At 68.8% G+C, this 18,682-nt stretch carries 18 protein-coding genes and 1 riboswitch; of the genes, 9 read left to right on the top strand and 9 right to left on the bottom strand.

Annotated elements, in window-relative coordinates:
• Positions 1-120: 120 nt before the first annotated feature.
• The 5 genes from gcvPB to gcvT are packed head-to-tail and all read right to left on the bottom strand — an operon-like array spanning position 121 to position 5,102.
• Positions 121-1,704, bottom strand: a complete 1,584-nt coding sequence (gcvPB, locus tag ASD38_RS03885; protein ID WP_056457724.1) for an aminomethyl-transferring glycine dehydrogenase subunit GcvPB — start codon at positions 1,702-1,704, stop codon at positions 121-123.
• On the bottom strand, positions 1,701-3,062 hold the full coding sequence (gene gcvPA, locus ASD38_RS03880) for an aminomethyl-transferring glycine dehydrogenase subunit GcvPA (protein ID WP_056435637.1): 1,362 nt from the start codon (positions 3,060-3,062) through the stop codon (positions 1,701-1,703). The genes gcvPB and gcvPA overlap by 4 nt, the downstream gene beginning before the upstream one ends.
• Positions 3,063-3,581: a hypothetical protein gene (locus ASD38_RS03875; protein ID WP_056435640.1), complete on the bottom strand. Its 519-nt coding sequence runs from the start codon at positions 3,579-3,581 to the stop codon at positions 3,063-3,065.
• Between the two features lie 3 nt (positions 3,582-3,584).
• Positions 3,585-3,950, bottom strand: coding sequence for a glycine cleavage system protein GcvH (gene gcvH / locus ASD38_RS03870; protein ID WP_056457722.1), 366 nt, complete (start codon positions 3,948-3,950; stop codon positions 3,585-3,587).
• Between the two features lie 24 nt (positions 3,951-3,974).
• Entirely contained in the window at positions 3,975-5,102 is a 1,128-nt protein-coding gene (gene gcvT, locus ASD38_RS03865; protein ID WP_156390545.1) for a glycine cleavage system aminomethyltransferase GcvT, read from the bottom strand.
• A gap of 160 nt (positions 5,103-5,262) precedes the next feature.
• Positions 5,263-5,354: riboswitch (glycine riboswitch) on the bottom strand.
• A gap of 130 nt (positions 5,355-5,484) precedes the next feature.
• On the opposite strand from gcvT, the gene ASD38_RS03860 reads away from it, so the two are divergent.
• Positions 5,485-6,303 carry an ORF6N domain-containing protein gene (locus tag ASD38_RS03860; RefSeq protein WP_056435647.1) on the top strand — a complete coding sequence of 273 codons (819 nt, stop codon included), beginning with the start codon at positions 5,485-5,487 and terminating at the stop codon, positions 6,301-6,303.
• 4 nt (positions 6,304-6,307) lie between these two features.
• On the opposite strand, the gene ASD38_RS03855 is transcribed toward ASD38_RS03860, so the two are convergent.
• Together ASD38_RS03855 and ASD38_RS23705 are read right to left on the bottom strand one after the other, a co-directional pair.
• A complete protein-coding gene (locus ASD38_RS03855) occupies positions 6,308-8,149 on the bottom strand; it encodes an arginine--tRNA ligase (protein WP_056457717.1) in 1,842 nt (613 codons plus the stop codon).
• Positions 8,146-8,850 carry a hypothetical protein gene (locus ASD38_RS23705; RefSeq protein ID WP_056435654.1) on the bottom strand — a complete coding sequence of 235 codons (705 nt, stop codon included), beginning with the start codon at positions 8,848-8,850 and terminating at the stop codon, positions 8,146-8,148. Before ASD38_RS23705 ends, ASD38_RS03855 begins: the two co-directional genes overlap by 4 nt.
• Before the next feature lie 171 nt (positions 8,851-9,021).
• Here ASD38_RS23705 and ispH point away from each other — a divergent pair, with 171 nt between their 5' ends.
• The 3 genes from ispH to rnhA all read left to right on the top strand — a co-directional run bounded on the left by ispH (position 9,022) and on the right by rnhA (position 11,514).
• Positions 9,022-9,993, top strand: coding sequence for a 4-hydroxy-3-methylbut-2-enyl diphosphate reductase (gene ispH / locus ASD38_RS03845; protein WP_056435657.1), 972 nt, complete (start codon positions 9,022-9,024; stop codon positions 9,991-9,993).
• A 112-nt stretch (positions 9,994-10,105) separates the two neighbouring features.
• Complete coding sequence (gene thrB / locus ASD38_RS03840; RefSeq protein ID WP_056435660.1) at positions 10,106-11,068, top strand: homoserine kinase; 963 nt, start codon at positions 10,106-10,108, stop codon at positions 11,066-11,068.
• Positions 11,065-11,514, top strand: coding sequence for a ribonuclease HI (gene rnhA / locus ASD38_RS03835; protein WP_056435663.1), 450 nt, complete (start codon positions 11,065-11,067; stop codon positions 11,512-11,514). Before thrB ends, rnhA begins: the two co-directional genes overlap by 4 nt.
• 143 nt (positions 11,515-11,657) lie before the next feature.
• On the opposite strand, the gene ASD38_RS03830 is transcribed toward rnhA, so the two are convergent.
• Positions 11,658-12,077, bottom strand: coding sequence for a rhodanese-like domain-containing protein (locus ASD38_RS03830; RefSeq protein WP_056457714.1), 420 nt, complete (start codon positions 12,075-12,077; stop codon positions 11,658-11,660).
• Between the two features lie 85 nt (positions 12,078-12,162).
• On the opposite strand from ASD38_RS03830, the gene ftrA reads away from it, so the two are divergent.
• The 4 genes from ftrA to ASD38_RS03810 all read left to right on the top strand — a co-directional run bounded on the left by ftrA (position 12,163) and on the right by ASD38_RS03810 (position 16,440).
• Positions 12,163-13,173 (top strand): transcriptional regulator FtrA, encoded by a 1,011-nt coding sequence (ftrA, locus tag ASD38_RS03825; RefSeq protein WP_200945990.1) that lies wholly within the window; start codon positions 12,163-12,165, stop codon positions 13,171-13,173.
• Positions 13,174-13,453: 280 nt separating this feature from the next.
• On the top strand, positions 13,454-14,389 hold the full coding sequence (locus ASD38_RS03820) for a VOC family protein (protein WP_056457708.1): 936 nt from the start codon (positions 13,454-13,456) through the stop codon (positions 14,387-14,389).
• 41 nt (positions 14,390-14,430) lie between these two features.
• Positions 14,431-15,222: a hypothetical protein gene (locus ASD38_RS24260; RefSeq protein ID WP_056457706.1), complete on the top strand. Its 792-nt coding sequence runs from the start codon at positions 14,431-14,433 to the stop codon at positions 15,220-15,222.
• Positions 15,223-15,240: 18 nt separating this feature from the next.
• Positions 15,241-16,440: a Gfo/Idh/MocA family protein gene (locus ASD38_RS03810; protein WP_056457703.1), complete on the top strand. Its 1,200-nt coding sequence runs from the start codon at positions 15,241-15,243 to the stop codon at positions 16,438-16,440.
• A 154-nt stretch (positions 16,441-16,594) separates the two neighbouring features.
• On the opposite strand, the gene ASD38_RS03805 is transcribed toward ASD38_RS03810, so the two are convergent.
• Complete coding sequence (locus ASD38_RS03805) at positions 16,595-17,206, bottom strand: TetR/AcrR family transcriptional regulator (protein WP_056435682.1); 612 nt, start codon at positions 17,204-17,206, stop codon at positions 16,595-16,597.
• Between the two features lie 137 nt (positions 17,207-17,343).
• On the opposite strand from ASD38_RS03805, the gene ASD38_RS03800 reads away from it, so the two are divergent.
• Positions 17,344-18,681 (top strand): cytochrome P450, encoded by a 1,338-nt coding sequence (locus ASD38_RS03800; protein WP_056458266.1) that lies wholly within the window; start codon positions 17,344-17,346, stop codon positions 18,679-18,681.
• The last annotated feature ends 1 nt before the right edge of the window (position 18,682 follow it).

Raw genomic sequence — 18,682 nt, 5'->3', positions numbered from 1 at the left:
CGGGTTCCGTGGTCCGTTTGATCCCGGCGACGGCCGGCCTCCTCGGCTCACTGGACCCGATATGAGAACGGGGCGCCCTTCCGTAAAGGCGCCCCGTTCCGATTCGTCAGACTGTGGCGCCTATTCCGCCGCCAGTGGCGCGGCGGCCACAGGTTTCCACCTCAAGCGTGGTTTACGCGCCGCCTGGGTCTCGTCCAGGCGCTTGAGCGGCGCGTGGTAAGGGGCGCCCTTGAAGCGGTCGACGTCGCCGCCTTTCGCGGCCCCGGCCAGGGCGCGCAGCGCGACGACGAAGCGGTCCAGCTCCTGCTTGCTCTCGGTCTCGGTCGGCTCGATCAGCATCGCGCCGTGGACGACCAGCGGGAAGTACATGGTCATCGGGTGGAAGCCCTCGTCGATCATCGCCTTGGCGAAGTCGAGCGTGGTCACCCCGGTGCCCTCCAGCCAGGTGTCGTCGAACAGGGCCTCGTGCATGCACGGGCCGTTCGGGAAGGCCGGGCTCATCAGGTCGCTCAGGCGGGCCTTGATGTAGTTGGCGTTCAGCACGGCGTCCTCGGCCACCTGCTTGAGGCCGTCGGCCCCGTGGCTGAGCATGTAGGCGTAGGCCCGCACGAACATGCCCATCTGGCCGTGGAAGGCGCTCATCCGGCCGAAGGCCTGGGCGGCGGGGCCCCTGGCCTCCTCGACCAGCGCGAAGCGGTGATCCTGGCTGACCACCCACGGGGTCGGGGCGAACGGGGCCAGGGCCGCTGACAGCACCACCGGACCCGCGCCAGGACCGCCGCCGCCGTGCGGGGTGGAAAAGGTCTTGTGCAGGTTGATGTGCATGGCGTCGACGCCCAGGTCGCCCGGGCGGACCCGGCCGACGATGGCGTTGAAGTTGGCGCCGTCGCAGTAGAAGTACGCCCCCGCCGCGTGGGTCAGGCGGGCGATCTCGACCACGTCGCGCTCGAACAGGCCGCAGGTGTTGGGGTTGGTGACCATGATGGCGGCCACGTGGTCGCCCAGCTTGGCCTCCAGGTCGGCCAGGTCGACCCGGCCGTCGTCGGTCTGGGCGATCTCCACGACCGTGTAGCCGCAGAAGGCCGCCGTGGCCGGGTTGGTGCCGTGGGCGCTGGTCGGGGCCAGGACGGTCTTGCGATGGCCCTGCCCGTTGGCTTCATGGGCGGCGCGGATGGCCAGCAGGCCGCACAGCTCGCCGTGGGCGCCGGCCTTGGGGCTCAGCGCGACGGCGGGCATGCCGGTCAGGGTCTTCAGCCAGTGGGCCAGGCGATCCATCAGCTCGATCGCGCCCTGCACCGTCGATTGCGGCTGCAGCGGGTGGATGTCGGAGAAGCCCGGCAGGCGCGCCATCTTCTCGTTTAGGCGCGGGTTGTGCTTCATCGTGCACGAGCCCAGCGGATAGAGGGCCAGGTCGATGGCGTGGTTCTTCTGGCTCAGGCGCACGTAGTGGCGCACGGCCTCGGGCTCGGACAGGCCCGGCAGGCCGATCGGCGCGGTGCGGACCAGGTCGCCCAGGTCGTCGGCGGCCGGGGCGTCGGGCAGGTCGACGCCGGTCTTGTCCCAGGCGTTCAGTTCGAAGATCAGCGCCTCGTCCTGCAGCAGGCCGCGGGCCCCGGTCAGGGTGGGGTGGACGTAGTCGTTGGCGTTACCAGTCGCGGAGGGGGTTTCGGGACGGGTCGGCCGTCCGACGGAATTCATGCTCATTGGTTCGAACCCTTGGGGGCCAGCACCTTGGTCAGGGCCTTGGAGAAGAGGGTGATGTCGCTGTCGGGCGTGGTCTCGGTGACGGCGACCAGCAGGACGTCGTCGAGGCCGGCCGACGGATCCAGACGCGAGAACGGCACGCCGGCGATGACGCCATTGGCGGCCAGGGTCTCGACCAGCTCGGCGGCGTTGACCGGAAGCTTGACGGCGAACTCGTTGAAGAAGCGCGGGGTCAGGATCTCGACGCCCGGCACGGCCGCCAGGGCGTCGCGCAGGGCCACGGCCTTCTGGTGGTTGACCAGGGCCAGCCGGCGCAGGCCCTTCTCGCCCAGCAGGCTCATGTGGATGCTGAAGGCCAGGGCGCACAGGCCGCTGTTGGTGCAGATGTTCGACGTGGCCTTGTCGCGGCGGATGTGCTGCTCGCGGGTCGACAGGGTCAGGACGAAGCCGCGACGGCCCTCGGCGTCGACGGTCTCGCCGCAGAGGCGGCCCGGGGCCTGGCGGACGTATTTCTCCTTGCAGGCGAACAGGCCGACATAGGGGCCGCCGAAGTTCAGGCCGTTGCCGATCGACTGGCCCTCGGCCACGACGATGTCGGCGCCCATCTCGCCGGGCGACTTGAGCAGGCCGTACGAGACGGCCTCGGTGGTGACCACGATCAGCAGGGCGCCGGCGGCCTGGGCGGCGGCGGCGATCCTGGTCACGTCGGTCGCCGTGCCGAACACGTTCGGGGTCTGGACGACGACGCAGGCGGTGTCGGCGTCGATGGCGGCGATCACCGCGTCCTCGGCGTCGACGGCGGGGGCCAGGCGATCGGTGGCCACGCCGGCCGCGTGGGCCAGGGTCTCGACCGTGCCGACATACTGCGGGTGCACGCCGCCCGACAGGACGGCCTTGTTCCGGCGCGTGATCCGGGCGGCCATCATCACCGCCTCGGCGGCGGCGGTGGAGCCGTCATAGAGCGAGGCGTTGGCCACCTCCATGCCGGTCAGGGCCGCGACCTGGGTCTGGAACTCGAACAGCACCTGCAGCGTGCCCTGGGCGATCTCGGGCTGGTAGGGCGTGTAGCTGGTCAGGAACTCCGACCGCTGGATGATGTGGTCGACGGTGGCCGGAACGTGGTGGCGATAGGCCCCCGCCCCCACGAAGAACGGGCCTTCCGACGCCGAGCGGTTGCGGCGCGACAGGGCCAGCATCTCGCGCTCGACCTCCAGCTCGCCGGCGTGGAACGGCAGGTCGACCGGGTCCTTGCGGTAGGCGACGGCTGGAACGTCGACGAACAGCTCGTCGATCGACTCCGCGCCGATGACGCCGAGCATGTCGGCGCGATCTTGGGGTGTGAGGGGGAGGTAGCGCATCTAGATCGACTTTCCGAAAAGGGCGTCCGTCAGGCGTTGAAAGATGGGTTTGGCGGGTTTGGCTTCACGTTCGGCGCGAGCCTTGGCGAGGGCTACGGCGACGGTCGCCTGGTAGGCTTCCGCCGCCAACTGGGTCTCGATGTCGCCGGCGAGCCAGTCGCGGAAGTCGGCCCGTTCGGCGGTTCCGGAGGACTGAATGCCCATCGACCAGGCCGGCGGCGGTTGACCGGTCGCGGGCGTCGCGCAGACGGCGCCGTCGCCCATGACCACGAACGAGGCGGTGGCCTCGGCGAGATCGAAGACCAAATCGAGGACCGCGTCGTCGAACCGCTCCAGGTCGATCACGGCGATGTCGTCTTCGGGATCGACAGTCACGACCAGGACGGTCTGGCCGGCGAGGCCGACCTCGCCGTCCGCGCCGAGCGTCGCGCCGGCCGCGGCCAGGGCCTTCTCCACCGCCGCCCCATAGGCCGCCGGGGCGGGCGTCAGGGTCGAGTTGTGGAGAAGGACCTGGACCATGGCTTACAGCGTGCTCAGGAACGCTTCGTAGGCCGTGCGGTCCATCAGGGCGTCGAGCTCGGCGGGGTTGCTGAGCTTGATCTTGGCGAACCAGCCGCCGGCTTCCGGCACGGCGTTGACGGTCTCGGGGGCGTCGCCGAGCTGGCCGTTGGCCTCGACCACCTCGCCCGACACCGGGGCGTAGACGTCGGAAGCGGCCTTGACGCTCTCGACCACCGCCAGGGCGTCGCCCTGTTTCACGGTCTTGCCGACCTCCGGCGCCTCGACGAACACCACGTCGCCCAGTTGCTCGGCGGCGTAACCGGTGACGCCCACGGTGGCGACATCACCCTCGACTTCAACCCACTCGTGGTCCTTGGTGAACTTCATGGTCTGGGCCCTTCTTGTCTGGATCTAGATCTTGCGCACGTAGCGGGTGGGGACGAACGGCGAGGTCACGACCTCGGCCGCCTGCGGCTTGCCGCGAACGATGACTTTCAGCTTCGAACCGACCACCGCCAGGGCGGGGGGAACGAAGCCGATGGCGATGGCGCCGCCGAAGCTGGGGCCGAAGCCGCCGCTGGTGACCACGCCGACCACGGCGCCGGTCTCGTCGGCGATCTCCGCGCCCTCGCGGGCGGGAGCGCCTTCCAGCACCTTCAGATTGACGCGGACGCGCTTGAGGTCGCCGGCCAGTTCGTTGAGGATCCGGTCCGCGCCCGGGAAATCGCCGGCCTCGCGGCGGCTCTTGCCGACGGCGAACGGCATGCCGGCCTCGATCGGCGAGACCGTCTCGTCCATGTCGTGGCCGTACAGCGGCAGGCCGGCTTCCAGGCGCAGGCTGTCGCGGGCGCCCAGGCCGATCGCCTTGACCCGCTCGTCTTCCAGCAGGGTGTTCCAGATGCGCGTGGCCTCGGCGGCCGGCACGGAAATCTCGTAGCCGTCCTCGCCGGTGTAGCCCGAACGCGAGATGATGGCGTCGGTCCCGAAGGCGGTCAGGGCCAGGGTGTCCATGAACACCATGGTCGCGGCCTGCGGCACGTGGGCGGCCAGGACGGCGGCGGCCTCGGGGCCCTGCAGGGCCAGCAGGGCGCGGTCTTCCAGCCGCTCGACGGTCGCCTCGCCCTTCAGGGCCTGCGCGATGATGGCGTAGTCGTTGTCCTTGCAGGCGCCGTTGACGACGATGAACAGGCCGTCGTCGTCGGGACGGGCGGTCATCAGGTCGTCGATCACCCCGCCCTCGGCGTTCAGCAGCACCGCATAGCGCTGCTTGCCGGGCTTGAGGCCCTGATAGTCGGCAGAGACCAGCTTCTCGAAGCTCTTGGCCGGGTTGTCGCCGCGCAGCCGCGCCTGGCCCATGTGCGAAACGTCGAACAGCCCCGCGTGCTCGCGGGTCCACAGGTGCTCCTTCAACACCCCGTCCTTGTACTGCACCGGCATGGAATAGCCCGCGAACGGCACCATGCGCGCGCCGGCCGCGACGTGCGCGTCGTACAGCGGGGTCTTCTTGAGATCTTGGTCGGACACGCTCTGGGCTCCAATCGGGGTCGGCGACGCCGCCCGGCTTTCGCCAGGTGGTCTCGCCCCCGCTGTCCCTTTGACCTGAGAGATTCCGGCCCCCTTCCAAATGGGAAGAGACGGGCCTTGCTCCTTCGGCGGGCAGCTCTCCCATCCCGGGAAACCTGCCTCTTTCCAGCGTTCCTAAACCCGCGCGGTCCTTTTGCCTGAGCGTTTCCGGGGCGGTTGCGCCTTCGGCCTCGGGACCAGAATCCCGACGTCTCCCGCGAGGGTCGAGGCGTGTTTGGGCGAGGGGGCGGGCGGAGTCAACTGGAGAGGCGGGGCTTGAGCGACCTCATTCGCCATTTGCAACCTAGCGACGATCAAGTCAGTTTGAAGTCGCAATTTGCGATCTCAAAGAGCGGGCATGACCGACCAACAGCCATCGACGTTTGATTTCGAAGCTGAGCCGGCCCCGCAGGTGTTTGCGGCGCGTGGTCTCCCGGTCATTCTCGACGCAGATCTTGGTCGGCTTTTCGGCGTGGAAACGGGCCGCCTGAACGAACAGACCCGCCGAAACTCACGGCGGTTCGACGGCTTCGCATTTCAGCTGTCCGCCGAGGAGTTTTCAAACTTGAGATCGCAAAATGCGATCTCAAGTTCGTCGCATGGCGGACGCCGGTACAGACCCTACGCGTTCACCGAGCATGGCGTCGTGATGGCGGCCACTGTCTTGAAATCCAACCAGGCGATCGCCGCGTCACGGTTCATCATCAAGGTGTTCGTCGAAGCGCGGCGCACGGCTTTGGTTTCGGACGGCGCGAACCTGCCGTCGCTGATCGACGCGCGCGGCCTGCTTTCGTTGGAGGGCGAAGCTCGCACCGGGTTGATGGGCAAGCTCAACGGAGCCCTAGGCCGGGTGCTGGACGCCATCGCCGATCCGCAAACCCAGGCCACGGTCCGCGACGAGGCCCACGCCATCGCCGCCGAGGGGCTGCGCAGTCTCAAGGAATATCTGAAGCGGGCCGGCGTCCAGAACGAGAAGACCCTGGCGGAGGTGCGCAAACTGCTGGCCGAGGCTGACGCCCTGGAGGCCGAGACCGCCCAGAAGCACACCGAGAACCAGCATCGTCAGCTCGCGCTGTTGGCCAAACAGCTGCGCCTGGTGCTGGTGGCCCAGCAGTATCTGGAGACCGGCGGGGTCGAAGGCCTGCTGGCGACGCTCAAGGATCTTGAGCGCCCCTGACGGCCTACATCCGTTCCGGCGCCTCGATGCCCAGCAGGTTCAGGGCCAGCTCCAGCTGCCGGAGCGTCGTCTCGGCCAGGGCCAGGCGCGAGGCCCGGACGGCCGGCTCGTCGGCGCTCAGGATCGGACAGGCGGCGTAGAACTTCGAGAAGGTCTGGGCCAGCTTGTAGGCGTGCTCGGCGATGAAGTTGGGGGCCTTCTTGTCGTAGGCCTCGCTCAGAGCGCCCTCGAACGCGTCCAGCAACAAGGTCAGGTCGCGCTCGGCCGGCTCGCCGACGACGATCGGGCCCGAGACGACCTTCTGCTCGGTCGCCTTGCGCAGGATGCTCTTGATGCGCACCGACTGGTACAGCAGGTACGGCCCGGTCTTGCCCTCGAAGCTGGTGAAGCGGTCGAGGTCGAAGACGTAAGAGGTGCCGCGGAAGTTCTGCAGGTCGGCGAACTTCAGGGCCGCGACGCCGACCTTGTGGGCGATGTCCTCGAAGGCCTCTTCCGAAAGCTCGGCGCCGAGGCCGGCTTCATGCAGGCGCTCGCGGGCCTTCTCGCGGGCCATCTCGATCAGGTCGTGCAGCTTCAGGACGCCGCCCGCGCGAGTCTTGAACGGCTTGCCGTCGGACCCGTTCATGGTGCCGAAGCCGATGTGCTCCAGCCCGCCCGGCTCGGCGTAACCGGCCAGGTACGAGGCGCGGAACACCTGCTCGAAATGGTCGGCCTGGCGCTGGTCCACGCAATAGAGGATCAGGTGCGGGTCGAACGTCTTGCGGCGGTCCAGGATCGTGGCCAGGTCGGTCGTGCCGTACATGGCCGAGCCTTCCGACGAGACGACCAGAAGCGGATCGGGGCTCTCGACCACGACCACCGTGCCGTCTTCCAGCTTCTTCTTCTTGGTCTCACCGGGCCGGGCCACGCGGACGATCCGGGCGCCCTGGTCGTCGACCAGCAGGCCCTTGACCTCGAGCTGGCGGACCATCGGAGCGATCAGGTCCTGCACGTCGCTCTCGCCCTTCCAGAGGTCGAAGTCGACGCCCAGGGCGTGGAACTCGCGTTCCAGCGCCACGCGGCTGATGTTGACGAAGTGGCGCCACAGCAGGCGGTAGCCGAAGCGGCCGTTCTGCAGCTCGGCGGTGGCCTTGCGGGCCTTTTCCTTGAACTCGAGGTCTTCCTTCTGGCGCTGCGAGGCGGCCGGATAGAGGCGGTCCAGGTCCTCCAGCGTCACGCGCTGGGCGAACTCAGACATGAGATTGGCCTCGTCGGCGGCCGAGAAGCCGCGCGGGGCCTCGACCAGGCGCTCGAGCAGGGCGCGGATGAAGGCGTCCTCCTCCATGATGGCGCTGATCAGCAGCCCCATCTGGAAGCCCCAGTCGCCGAAGTGGGCGTCGCCCACCACGTCGTCGCCGCGGAAGCGGTACAGGCGCTTGACCGACTCGCCGATGATCGAGGCGCGCAGGTGGCCCACGTGCATCGGCTTGGCGACGTTGGGGCCGGCATAGTCGACCAGCACGCGACGCGGCGCGGCCAGGAGTTCGGCCCCGGCGCGCGGATCGGTCGCGATCTCGTTGGCGCGGGTCGACAGGGCGTCGCTGCTGACGCGCATGTTGATGAAACCGACGCCGGCGATCTCGACCGAGGCCAGGCGCGGATCGGTCTTCAGGATGTCGACGACCTGTACGGCGATCTCGCGCGGATTGCGCTTGGCGCTCTTGGCGGCCGCCAGGGCCCCGTTGCATTGGAAGTCGGCCAGGTCGGGCCGGTCGGACGCGGTGACGCGACCGAAGTCGGGGGACAGTCCGGCGGCCTGGAAGGCGGCCGCGGCCGCCTCGCTCAGGGACCGCTTCAAATCACTCATGGCTTGGCGACGTTTCCGGGTTGGGTCTGGGCTTGCTGCGTCTGGCCGGCGTTGACGCGGAAGCGCTTGCCGTCACGATTGAAGGCGGCCATTTCCGGGGTCACGTCGAAGCCGATCAAGACCTCGAAATTACTGCCGCTGACCTTTTCGTCGGCGCGCGGGATGGTGATCGTGTTCAGGCTCTGGTTCACGTAGACGCGATCGCGACCTTGCGGAAAGGTCACCGGCAGATCGAAATATTCCTTGGCCAGGACGTCCTTGTTGCGCTCGGTCACCGCGACCCAATAGCGGTAGGTCTTCTGGTTGCCGACGGCCTGCGGGCCGCGACCCATTTCGAACAGCATCTCGACCCGCATCTTGATCGGGTCGTTGCTCTTATAGGCGCAGCCCGAGCTCAGGCCCTGGATCTCGCCGGTATAGGCGGTCTGGGCGGCGGATTCCTTGCCGTCCTTGAACTCGACATAGCGGCTGGCGTCGTACAGCACCTTCACATAGGGGCACGGGCCGGCGTTGCGCAGCTGGGCCAGGGGCGCCTTGGGCTGGTTCCACTCGCTGTCGCGCTTCTTCTTCTTGGCGGCCTGGTCCTCTTCGCCGCCCTGGCCGCCGGGCCGTCCCCCCTGCTGGGCGTGAACGGTCGTCGCCGTGGCGGCGATCGAGAGGGCCATCAGAGCACTGAGGGCGACGGGAAAAGTGCGGCGCATGAAACGTCCGGTCCGAGATTGGAAAGCTTGAGCGGGAATTCCCACCAGCGTCATGGAGCCTGATAAAGGCATATGCGTGACGTCGCAATGTGCAGCAGATTTCAAGCGGATGCAGCCGACTTTTCCGGCGGACGCTGGCGCGGACGGGCCGGAACCCTTAGGTTCGGCGTCATGAACGCCCATTCGCCCATCTCCAGTCCCGGCCGCCGCGAACTCCGCGTGGTCCTGGCCAGTCCGCGCGGCTTCTGCGCCGGCGTCGACCGGGCGATCCAGATCGTCGAGCGGACCATCGAGAAGTTCGGCGCGCCGGTCTATGTGCGCCACGAGATCGTCCACAATCGCCATGTCGTGGACCGTCTGAAGGCCTTGGGCGCGGTGTTCATCGAGGAGCTGGATGAGGCGCCTGCCGATCGTCCCGTGGTGTTCTCGGCCCACGGCGTGCCCAAGTCGGTGCCCGCGGCGGCCAAGTCGCGCGAGATGGTCTATCTGGACGCCACCTGCCCGCTGGTCTCCAAGGTCCATGTCGAGGCCCAGAAGCATTTCGACGCCGGTCGCGAGATCGTGCTGATCGGCCACGCCGGCCATCCCGAGGTCGTCGGCACCATGGGCCAGTTGCCCGAGGGGACCGTCACCCTGATCGAGGACATCGACGACGCCCGCGCCTGGGTTCCCAAGAACCCGGCCAACGTCGCCTTCCTGACCCAGACCACCCTGTCGGTCGACGACACCGCCGAGATGGTCGACCTGCTCAAGCAGCGCTTTCCGGGCATCGCCGCGCCGCACAAGGAAGACATCTGCTACGCCACCACCAACCGCCAGGAGGCGGTGAAGCTGCTGGCCGGCGCGTCGGAATTGATCCTCGTGGTCGGCTCGAAGAACTCGTCCAACTCGGTGCGGCTGATGGAGGTCGGCAAGCGGGCCGGCGCCAAGGACGCCAAGCTGATCGACGACGCCCGCGGCATCGACTGGTCGTGGTTCGAAGGCGTGAACGCCGTCGGCCTGACCGCCGGCGCCTCGGCCCCCGAGGATCTGGTCCAGGGCGTGATCGACGCCATGGCCGCCCGCTACGACGTGACCGTCGAGGAACTGATCGAGGCCCGCGAGACCGTGACCTTCAAGCTGCCGCGGCTGCTGACGGCTTAGCCCCCGTTCCCCTCGGACCAAGGGTCCCAACCCAGGTTTTCTCAGGTCCGCTCGACGAAAAGCACGGCCGCTCGCTCTTGACCGCCAGCTTCGCCTCCCGCATCCCCGCGCCATGGCCGTCTACACCGACATCACCGACGACGAACTCGCCGCCTTCCTGGGCGACTACGACCTAGGACAGGCCGTGGCGTTCAAGGGCATCGCCGAAGGGGTGGAGAACTCCAACTTCCTGCTGGAGACCACCACCGGCCGGTTCATCCTCACGGTCTACGAGCGGCGCGCCAAGCCAGAGGACCTGCCCTATTTCCTCGACCTGCTGACCTGGCTGGCCGATCGCGGCTATCCCAGCGCCAAGCCGATCGCCGACCGCTCGGGCGCGACCCTGAAGACCATTCGCGGCAAGCCCGCCGCCCTGGTCGAGTTCCTGCCCGGCCTGTCGGCCCGCCGGCCCACCGTCGCCCACTGCCGCGAGGCGGGCGAGGGCCTGGCCTGGCTGCACCTGGCCGGCGAGGGCTATCCGGCCCGCCGCGCCAACGACCTGGGCCAGCCGCACTGGGCGCCGCTGTTCGCCAAGCACCGCAAGGCCGCCGACGGGCTGAAGCCGGGCCTGGCCGCGACCATCGACAAGGACCTGGCCGCGCTGGCCCTGGCCTGGCCGCGCGGCCTGCCGTCGGGGGTGATCCACGCCGACTATTTCCCCGACAACGTGTTCTTCAAGCCGGACGGCAAGTTCGCCGCGACGATCGACTTCTATTTCGCCTGCGACGACGCCTACGCCTACGACATCGCCGTGACCCTGAACGCCTGGTGCTTCGAGCCCGACGGCAGCTTCAACATCACCGCCGCCCGGGCCCTGATCGCCGGCTACGAGCGCCGCCGGCCGCTGAGCCCGGCCGAGCGCGACGCCATCCCGATCCTGGCGCGCGGCGCGGCCATGCGCTTCTTCCTGACCCGCCTGGCCGACTGGGGCGCGACCCCGGCCGGGGCCCTGGTCAAGCCGAAGGACCCGCTGGAGTACGAACGCAAGCTGGCCGTGCACCGCGAGGGCCTCAGCCTGTTCGGAGCCGGCGCGTGACCCCCAGGCTGGTGATCTACACCGACGGCGCCTGCCGCGGGAATCCCGGCCCCGGCGGCTGGGGCGCGCTTCTGATGTTCGGCGACAAGAAGAAGGAAATCTGCGGCGGCGAGCTGGCGACCACCAACAACCGCATGGAGCTGATGGCCGCCATCCAGGCCCTGGAAGCGCTGAACAAGCCGACCAAGGCCGAGCTGCACACCGACAGCCAGTACGTGATGAAGGGCGTCACCCAGTGGATCCATGGCTGGAAGGCCAAGGGCTGGAAGACCGCCGACAAGAGCCCGGTCAAGAACGTCGACCTGTGGCAGCGCCTGGACGCCGCCCGGGCCCGGCACGAGGTCGACTGGCGCTGGGTCAAGGGCCACGCCGGACACGTGCACAACGAACGCGCCGACGAGCTGGCGCGGCTGGGCATGCTGAAGACGCTGGGCGAGCGGGCTTAGACCTTTGATCCCGCTCATCCCGGCGAATGCCGGGACCCAGATGGAATGGCGGCGAGGTTGACGCCAAAAGCGCTGAGCTCTTCCAATCAGCCTCTTAGCTTTGGGATCTGGGTCCCGGCATTCGCCGGGATGAGCGGATCTTTTTAAGCGGCCAACACCCCCGGCTCTTCCCCCGTCGCGAACGGCAGGCCCTCGTCCTCCCAGCCCGTCACCCCGCCGATCATCAGCTTCACGGGGCGGCCCAGCGTCGCCAGCTTCAGCGCCGCGCGGTCGGCGCCGTTGCAGTGCGGGCCGGCGCAATAGACCACGAACAGGGTGTCGTCCGGCCATTCGGCCATGCGCTCGGCGTCGATCTCGGCGTGGCGGAGGTGCAGGGCGCCGGGCACGTGGCGGCGGGCATAGGCCTGGGGCGAGCCGACCACATGCAGCAGGACGAAGTCCTGTTCGCCGGCCCTCATCGACGCGGCGACGTCGGCGCAGTCGGTCTCCAGGGCCAGGCGGCGGGCAAAGTGCGCGGCGGCTTCCGGCGACGGCGCGGCGGGAATGGCGGAAACAAAGCTCATGTCGGCCTCCTCTGTTGGCGAGGAAGACTTGCCCCAGGCGGCGGCCTGGCGTTAGCTGGCACGATCGACAATGACCGTAAAGATCATGCCAAACGCGCCCGCTCGCTCCGGACCCGCCAACAGACGCGTCGTCGCCCTGGCCTATGACGGCCTGTGCACCTTCGAGTTCGGGGTGGCGGTCGAGCTGTTCGGCCTGCCCCGGCCCGAGATGGGGCCGGACTGGTACGCCTTCGCCGCGGCGGCGGTCGAGCCGGGCCCCCTGCGCGGCCTGGGCGGGGTGCAGGTGGTCGCCGACGGCGGGCTGGAGCTGGTCGAGCAGGCCGGCACCATCATCGCCCCCGGCTGGCGCGGCGCCGACAGCCCCGTGCCCCGACCCTTGATCGAGGCCCTGCGAGCCGCCCACGCCAACGGCGCGCGGGTGATGTCGATCTGCTCGGGCGTTTTCGTGCTGGCGGCGGCGGGCCTGCTGGCCGGGCGGCGGGCCACCACCCACTGGCGCTATGTCGACACGCTGCGCGCCCTTTACCCCGACATCGAGGTGCAGCCCGACGTGCTCTATGTCGACGAGGGCGACGTGATGACCTCGGCCGGCAGCGCCGCGGGGCTGGACCTGGGCCTGCACCTGGTGCGCCGCGACTTCGGACCCGAGGCGGCCAACACCGTGGCCCGGCGGCTGGTGATCCCGCCGCACCGCGACGGCGGCCAGGCCCAGTTCATACAGCGGCCCGTGCCGACCGCCCACGAGGCCTCGCGCCTGTCGCCGATTCTGGACCGAATGCGCGCCGACCTGTCCCGCGAGCACACGGTCAAGGCGCTGGCCGACGCGGCGGGCATGAGCCCTCGCACCTTCCTGCGCCGCTTCGAGGCCGCCACCGGCGTCACCCCGGCCCGCTGGCTGCTGGCCGAGCGCCTGGCCCGGGCCCGCGACCTGCTGGAGACCACCCCGGCCGGCGTCGAGCAGATCGCCCAAGCCGTCGGCTTCGGCGCGCCGGCCTTGCGGCACCATTTCAGGAAGTCGCTGGCGACGACGCCCCAGGCCTATCGGGCGCGGTTCGGGGGCCATCCAGGAGCCGCCGACACAAGGTCGCCCGCCTGAAACGAACCCGCCGCGAAATGACCTTGGTCGCGCCGTTGCGAAGCCTGGTTCGGATCCCAATCTCTTATTCGACGCGGACAACCCGGCTTTCCCCCCAGCCGGCCCCAGCGTCCTTAAAGCGCAGCGTCCGTGCCCTCCCCCCTCGGCACGGGCGCTGTTTGCGTTCAAGCCCGACCAACGTCGCTGAACATTGTCCTGGTAACGCTACCATTCCGCGCTATCCTGCACCCGAACACCTTCGTCCGTCTCGAGAACGAAGGATCACGGGAGCGAAGCGGTCATGCGGCCACTGGCCTACGCCTTGACGATCCTGGCTGTCTGCGGCGCCGCCCGCGCCGCGACGCCGCCCCCTCCACAAGCCCGACCGCCGATCGTCTCGGTCTCGCACCTGGCGGTCCACGCCGCCGATCCCGCCAAGAGCGAGGCCTTCTACGTCCATGACCTGGGCGCGGTGAAAGGGGCAGATCCCGAGAACCCCAAGGGCGCGCGCTACTATTTCAGCCCGACCCAGTTCGTCGAGGTGCTGCCCTTGCCCCCCGGCGCGCCGAGGGTCGACCGGCTGGACCATGCCGCCTTCAACACCGCCGACGCGGAAGCCCTGCGCGCCTATCTGGCCGCCAAGGGCGTGGCCGTGCCCGCCAAGGTCGAGACCGGCGCCGACGGCGGCCGCTGGTTCGACGTGGTCGACCCCGAGGGTGTGAGGGTTCAGTTCGTCCAGCCGCCGGCGACCCTGCCCGCCGTCGCGGTCAATCCGCTGTCCAGCCGCATCATCCATGTCGGCTTCATCATCCACGACCGCGCCAAGCAGGACGCCTTCTACCGCCAGATCCTGGGCTTTCGGCCCTACTGGTTCGGCGGCATGAAGGACGACTCCCCGTCCTGGGTCTCGCTGCAGGTCCCGGACGGCTCGGACTGGCTGGAATACATGATCGTCGCCCCGCCCGAGGGCCGGGGTCCGCCGCCCGGCATGAGCCAGGCCACGGCCGGGGTGCTGGACCACTTCTCGCTGGGCGTGCCCGACACCCGCGTCGCCTACACCCTGCTGTGGAACGGCGACCGCCTGAAAGGCCAGAAGGAGACGCCGAAGATCGGGCGTGACGCCAAGTGGCAGCTGAACCTGTTCGACCCCGACGGGACGCGGGCCGAGATCATGGAGTTCCACGCCGTCGGCAAGCCCTGCTGCTCGCCGTTCACCGCCGCCGATCCGGAAAAGTAGCCCACGACCACCGCTTCGAAGCCCCTTCCACGAGGCCGCCCGTGTTCAAGCTCCGCGCCCTGCTCGTGACCGCCGCCTGCGTCCTGTCCAGCATCGCCCAGGCTCAGACCCCGCCGACGGCGCCGGACTGGGCCTATCCCGACAGCCCGACCCACAAGCAGGTCCCGCCGCCGGCGGACTTCCATCGTCCCACCACGGTGATCGCCACGCCGATCGGGGTGTTCGAGGGGCAGGCCGATGTCGGTTCGGCCCTCGTCCCCGGCGCGGCCAGCTTCAAGGAGGGCGCCTACACCATCAGCTCGGCCGGCTATAACGTCTGGTACACGCGCGACGAGTTCCGCTTCCTCTGGAAGAAGATGTCGGGCGACGTCTCGCTGGCCGCGGACATCGCCTATCCCGACGCCCAGGGCTACGGCGACCGCAAGGCGGTTCTGGTCATCCGCCAGACCCTGGACGACGACTCCCCCGAGGCTCTGGTCGCCCTGCACGGCGCGGGCATGATCCATATCGCCCGCCGGCCGGCCAAGGGCGCGCGGATCGATGACATGGAATACCGGATCGGCAGCCGCGGCGGCCTGCCCGGCGGCACCAGTCCCGACAGCCTGGTGACCCTGCACGCCAAACGCATCGGCATCCAGAAATCGGGCGACGACTTCACCCTGTGGGTCAGCGAGCGCGGCGAGCCGATGCACCAGTACGGCGCGCCGTTGCCGCTGCATCTGGACGGGCCGTTCTATGTGGGCGTCGGCTTCGTCTCGCACCTGCCCGTCACCCTGGACACGGCGGTGCTGTCCGACGTCGTGCTGGAAAACGCGGCCGGCAAGGTTCGCTAGAAACAGAAGGAGGCCGTCATGCCCAATCGCATTTCCCGCCGCAGCCTGCTGGGCGCCGCCGGCGCTTCGGCGGCGCTCGCTCCGACGATCGCCAGTTCACAGGGCGCCAATTCACAGGGGGCCGCCATGGCCGACAACGACAAGATCGGTTTCGCCATCGTCGGCCTGGGCAAGCTGAGCCTGGGCCAGCTGATTCCCGGCCTGAAGGTCGCCAAGGGGGCCAAGCTGGCCGCCGTGGTCAGCGGCCATCCCGAAAAGGCCCGCCGTGTCGCCGCCGAGAACGGCCTGCCCGCCGACGCGGTGTACGGCTATGACGACTACGACCGCATCGCCAAGGATCCGCGCATCGATGTCGTCTACATCGTGCTGCCCAATTCGCTGCACGCCGAGCACACGATCAAGGCCTTCAAGGCGGGCAAGCACGTGCTGTGCGAGAAGCCGATGGCGACGACCACCGCCGACGCCGAGGCGATGATCGCCGCCGCCAAGGCCGCCAAGCGCCACCTGATGATCGCCTATCGCTGCCACTACGAGCCGCAGAACCTGGACGTCATGCGCCGTCTGCGCGCCAAGTCGATGGGCAAGGTGCGGCAGATCAACACCACCATGGGGCGGCAGGCCGATCTCTCCGATCCGTCCGACGTCTGGCGGCTGGACGGCAAGATGTCCGGTGGCGGGGCCCTGGGCGACATGGGCGTCTATGGCGTCAGCGCCGCCCGCTATCTGCTGAACGAGGAGCCGATCGCCGTTCAGGCCTGGGCCCAGACCGACCGCGCCGATCCCCGGTTCAAGGAGACCGAGGACCTGATCAACTGGCAGTTCCGCTTCCCCTCGGGCGTGATCGCCAACGGCTCGACCTCGTTCGCCTACGCTCCCACCATGGCCTTCGAGGTGATCTGCGAACAGGGCCGGCTGGACGCCGATCCGGCGGCCTTCTACGGCGGCAACCGCCTGACCGTGATCAAGGGCGGCCAGGCCCAGCCGCCGATCCCCGCCCCGCCCAGCGACCAGTTCGCCCGCGAAATGGACTGGATGGCCGACGTGGTGCGCGGCAAGGCGCCGATGGTCTCGCCGGGCGAGGAGGGGCTGCAGGACATGCGCCTGATGCAGGCGATCCTGGAGTCGGCGGCCAAGGACGGGGCGACCGTCAAGACCGACTGGGGCTACAAGCGGGCGGTCGATCCGGCGGCCGTGGTGGACGTGCCGGGGAAAGCCTAACCCCGAAAAATCCGCTCATCCCGGCGAATGCCGGGACCCAGATGGAATGACTTGAGGCTGACTCCAGGAGCGCTGAGCCCTTCCAATCATCCACACCGCCATGGGATCTGGGTCCCGGCATTCGCCGGGATGAGCGGTGGTTAGGTTGGGGGGTCTATTTCCCCCGCAGCAAACGCCACCAGCTTTCCGCCAAAGCGTCCAGCAGCGGCTCCAGTGGAGCCGAGGCGCGCTGCACCACCATCACGTAGGACAGCCGCTCGAACTGCACGAGCTGCATCAGCATCCGCGTGCGCGCCGCCGGCCGCTCGGCGTCGGAGAACCGCGCCAGGTAGTTGGGCATGGCGTCGATGAACAGGTTGATGAAGCGCAGATAGTCGTCGGCCAGGTCGGGGTCGGCGACATTGGCCTCGGTGGCCACCGCCAGCAGGTTGCGGCGCTCGTCGGTCTGCTCGGCCATGCCCTGGGCCAGCCAGGCGCGGACGTCCTCCAGGCTTGGATCCGGGATGGCGTCGAGCGCCGCGAAGGTGGCCTGGATGTTGGGGACCAGCCGGTCGCCGATGGCGTTGGCCACGTCCTCCTTGTTGCGGAAATGCAGGTAGAAGGTGGCGCGGTTGGCGCCGGCCTCGGCGGCGATCTGCTCGATGGTCACGGCCCGGAAGCCGCGCCGGCCGAACAGGGCGACGGCCGCGTCGATCAGCCGCTCGCGGGTCAGCTGGCGCTGAGCCTCGCGCAGGCCTCCCGTCCGTTCCACCGCCGCCTTCGCCAAGTTCGTTCTCCTCGTCGCTTCCGTTTTGCCACGCCCCCAGATTCGACGCCAGTCGATTGACACGACAGGTGTCGTCTGAACTACTCGACGCGTCACGCGACGGAGTGCGCGGGCTCATAGGGAAGACGCGCATGGTCATGCAGCTAGTCAGCGAAACCGCCGTCGACGGTGTCGAGGGTCCCGGCGCCCCGACCCTGTTCCCGACGCTCGAGGGGATCGACCTTTCGGACATCACCCAGTTCACACGGGGCCAGCCCTACGCCGATTTCGCCCGTCTTCGCGCCCAGGCGCCGGTGATGTGGCATCCCGAGCCCTATGGCGGCCCAGGCTTCTGGGCGGTCACCCGCCACGCCGACATCATGGCGGTGGAGGCCGACCCCCAGACCTTCTCGTCGCGCAAGGGCGGGATCCTCATGGCGCACGGCGATCCGCAGAAGCGCCATGCCCTGCTCTATCGCGCCTCGATGGACACCATGATCAATCTCGACGGCGCCGAGCACATCCAGCTGCGCCGCGAGCACATGGCCTATTTCACCCCCGCCTATCTGCGCGGCGTGACCGAGGCGGTGCGGGCCGAGGTCAGCCGGCTGCTGGACGAGATGGCCCCTCTGGGCCGCGTCGACCTGGTCGAGGCGTTCTCGTCCAAGCTGCCGCTGTTCACCCTGTGCGAAATCCTAGGGGTGCCGGCCGAGGATCGCGGCAAGTTCCTGAAGTGGATGCACTATCTGGAGATGGCCCAGGACCTGGCCCTGAAGCAGGCCCTGGCCCCGATCACCCCGACCCTGGAGCTGATGCAGTTCGTCCAGGACTTCAACACCAACGTCGAGGAGATGTTCGAGTACGGCCGCACCATGCTGCACAAGCGGCGGCAGGACCCTCAGGCCGACCTGATGAGCGCCATCGCCCGCGCCCAGGTCGACGGGACCTTGCTGAGCGACGAGTACCTGGACGGCTCGTGGCTGCTGATCGTCTTCGCCGGCAACGACACCACCCGCAACACCTTGTCGGGCACGATGAAGCTGTTGACCGAGTTCCCCGACCAGAGGGCCCGGTTGATCGCCGACCCGTCGCTGATGGGCGGGGCGGTCAACGAGTTCATCCGTATGGTCAGCCCGGTGATCTACATGCGCCGCACGGCCACGCGCGACGCGGAGATCGCCGGCCAGGCCGTCCGCGAGGGCGAAAAGGTGGTCATGTACTACGGGGCGGCCAACCGCGACGAGGCGGTGTTCGACAATCCCGACCAGCTCGACATCACCCGACCCAACGCCGACAAGCACATCGCCTTCGGCTACGGCCCGCACGTCTGCATCGGCAAGCGGGTGGCGCAGATCCAGCTGGAGGAGGCCTACCGCCAGATCCTGGGCCGCTTCCCCGACATCCGCTGGACCGGCGAGATCGACATCGCCCCCAACAACTTCGTCCACGCCATCAGCAAGCTGGAGGTCGAGTTCACGCCGGGCGGGACGGCCTGAG

This window comes from Caulobacter sp. Root487D2Y, from assembly GCF_001427165.1.
Taxonomy (GTDB): domain Bacteria; phylum Pseudomonadota; class Alphaproteobacteria; order Caulobacterales; family Caulobacteraceae; genus Caulobacter.
This window is presented reverse-complemented; position numbering and strand designations above follow the sequence as displayed.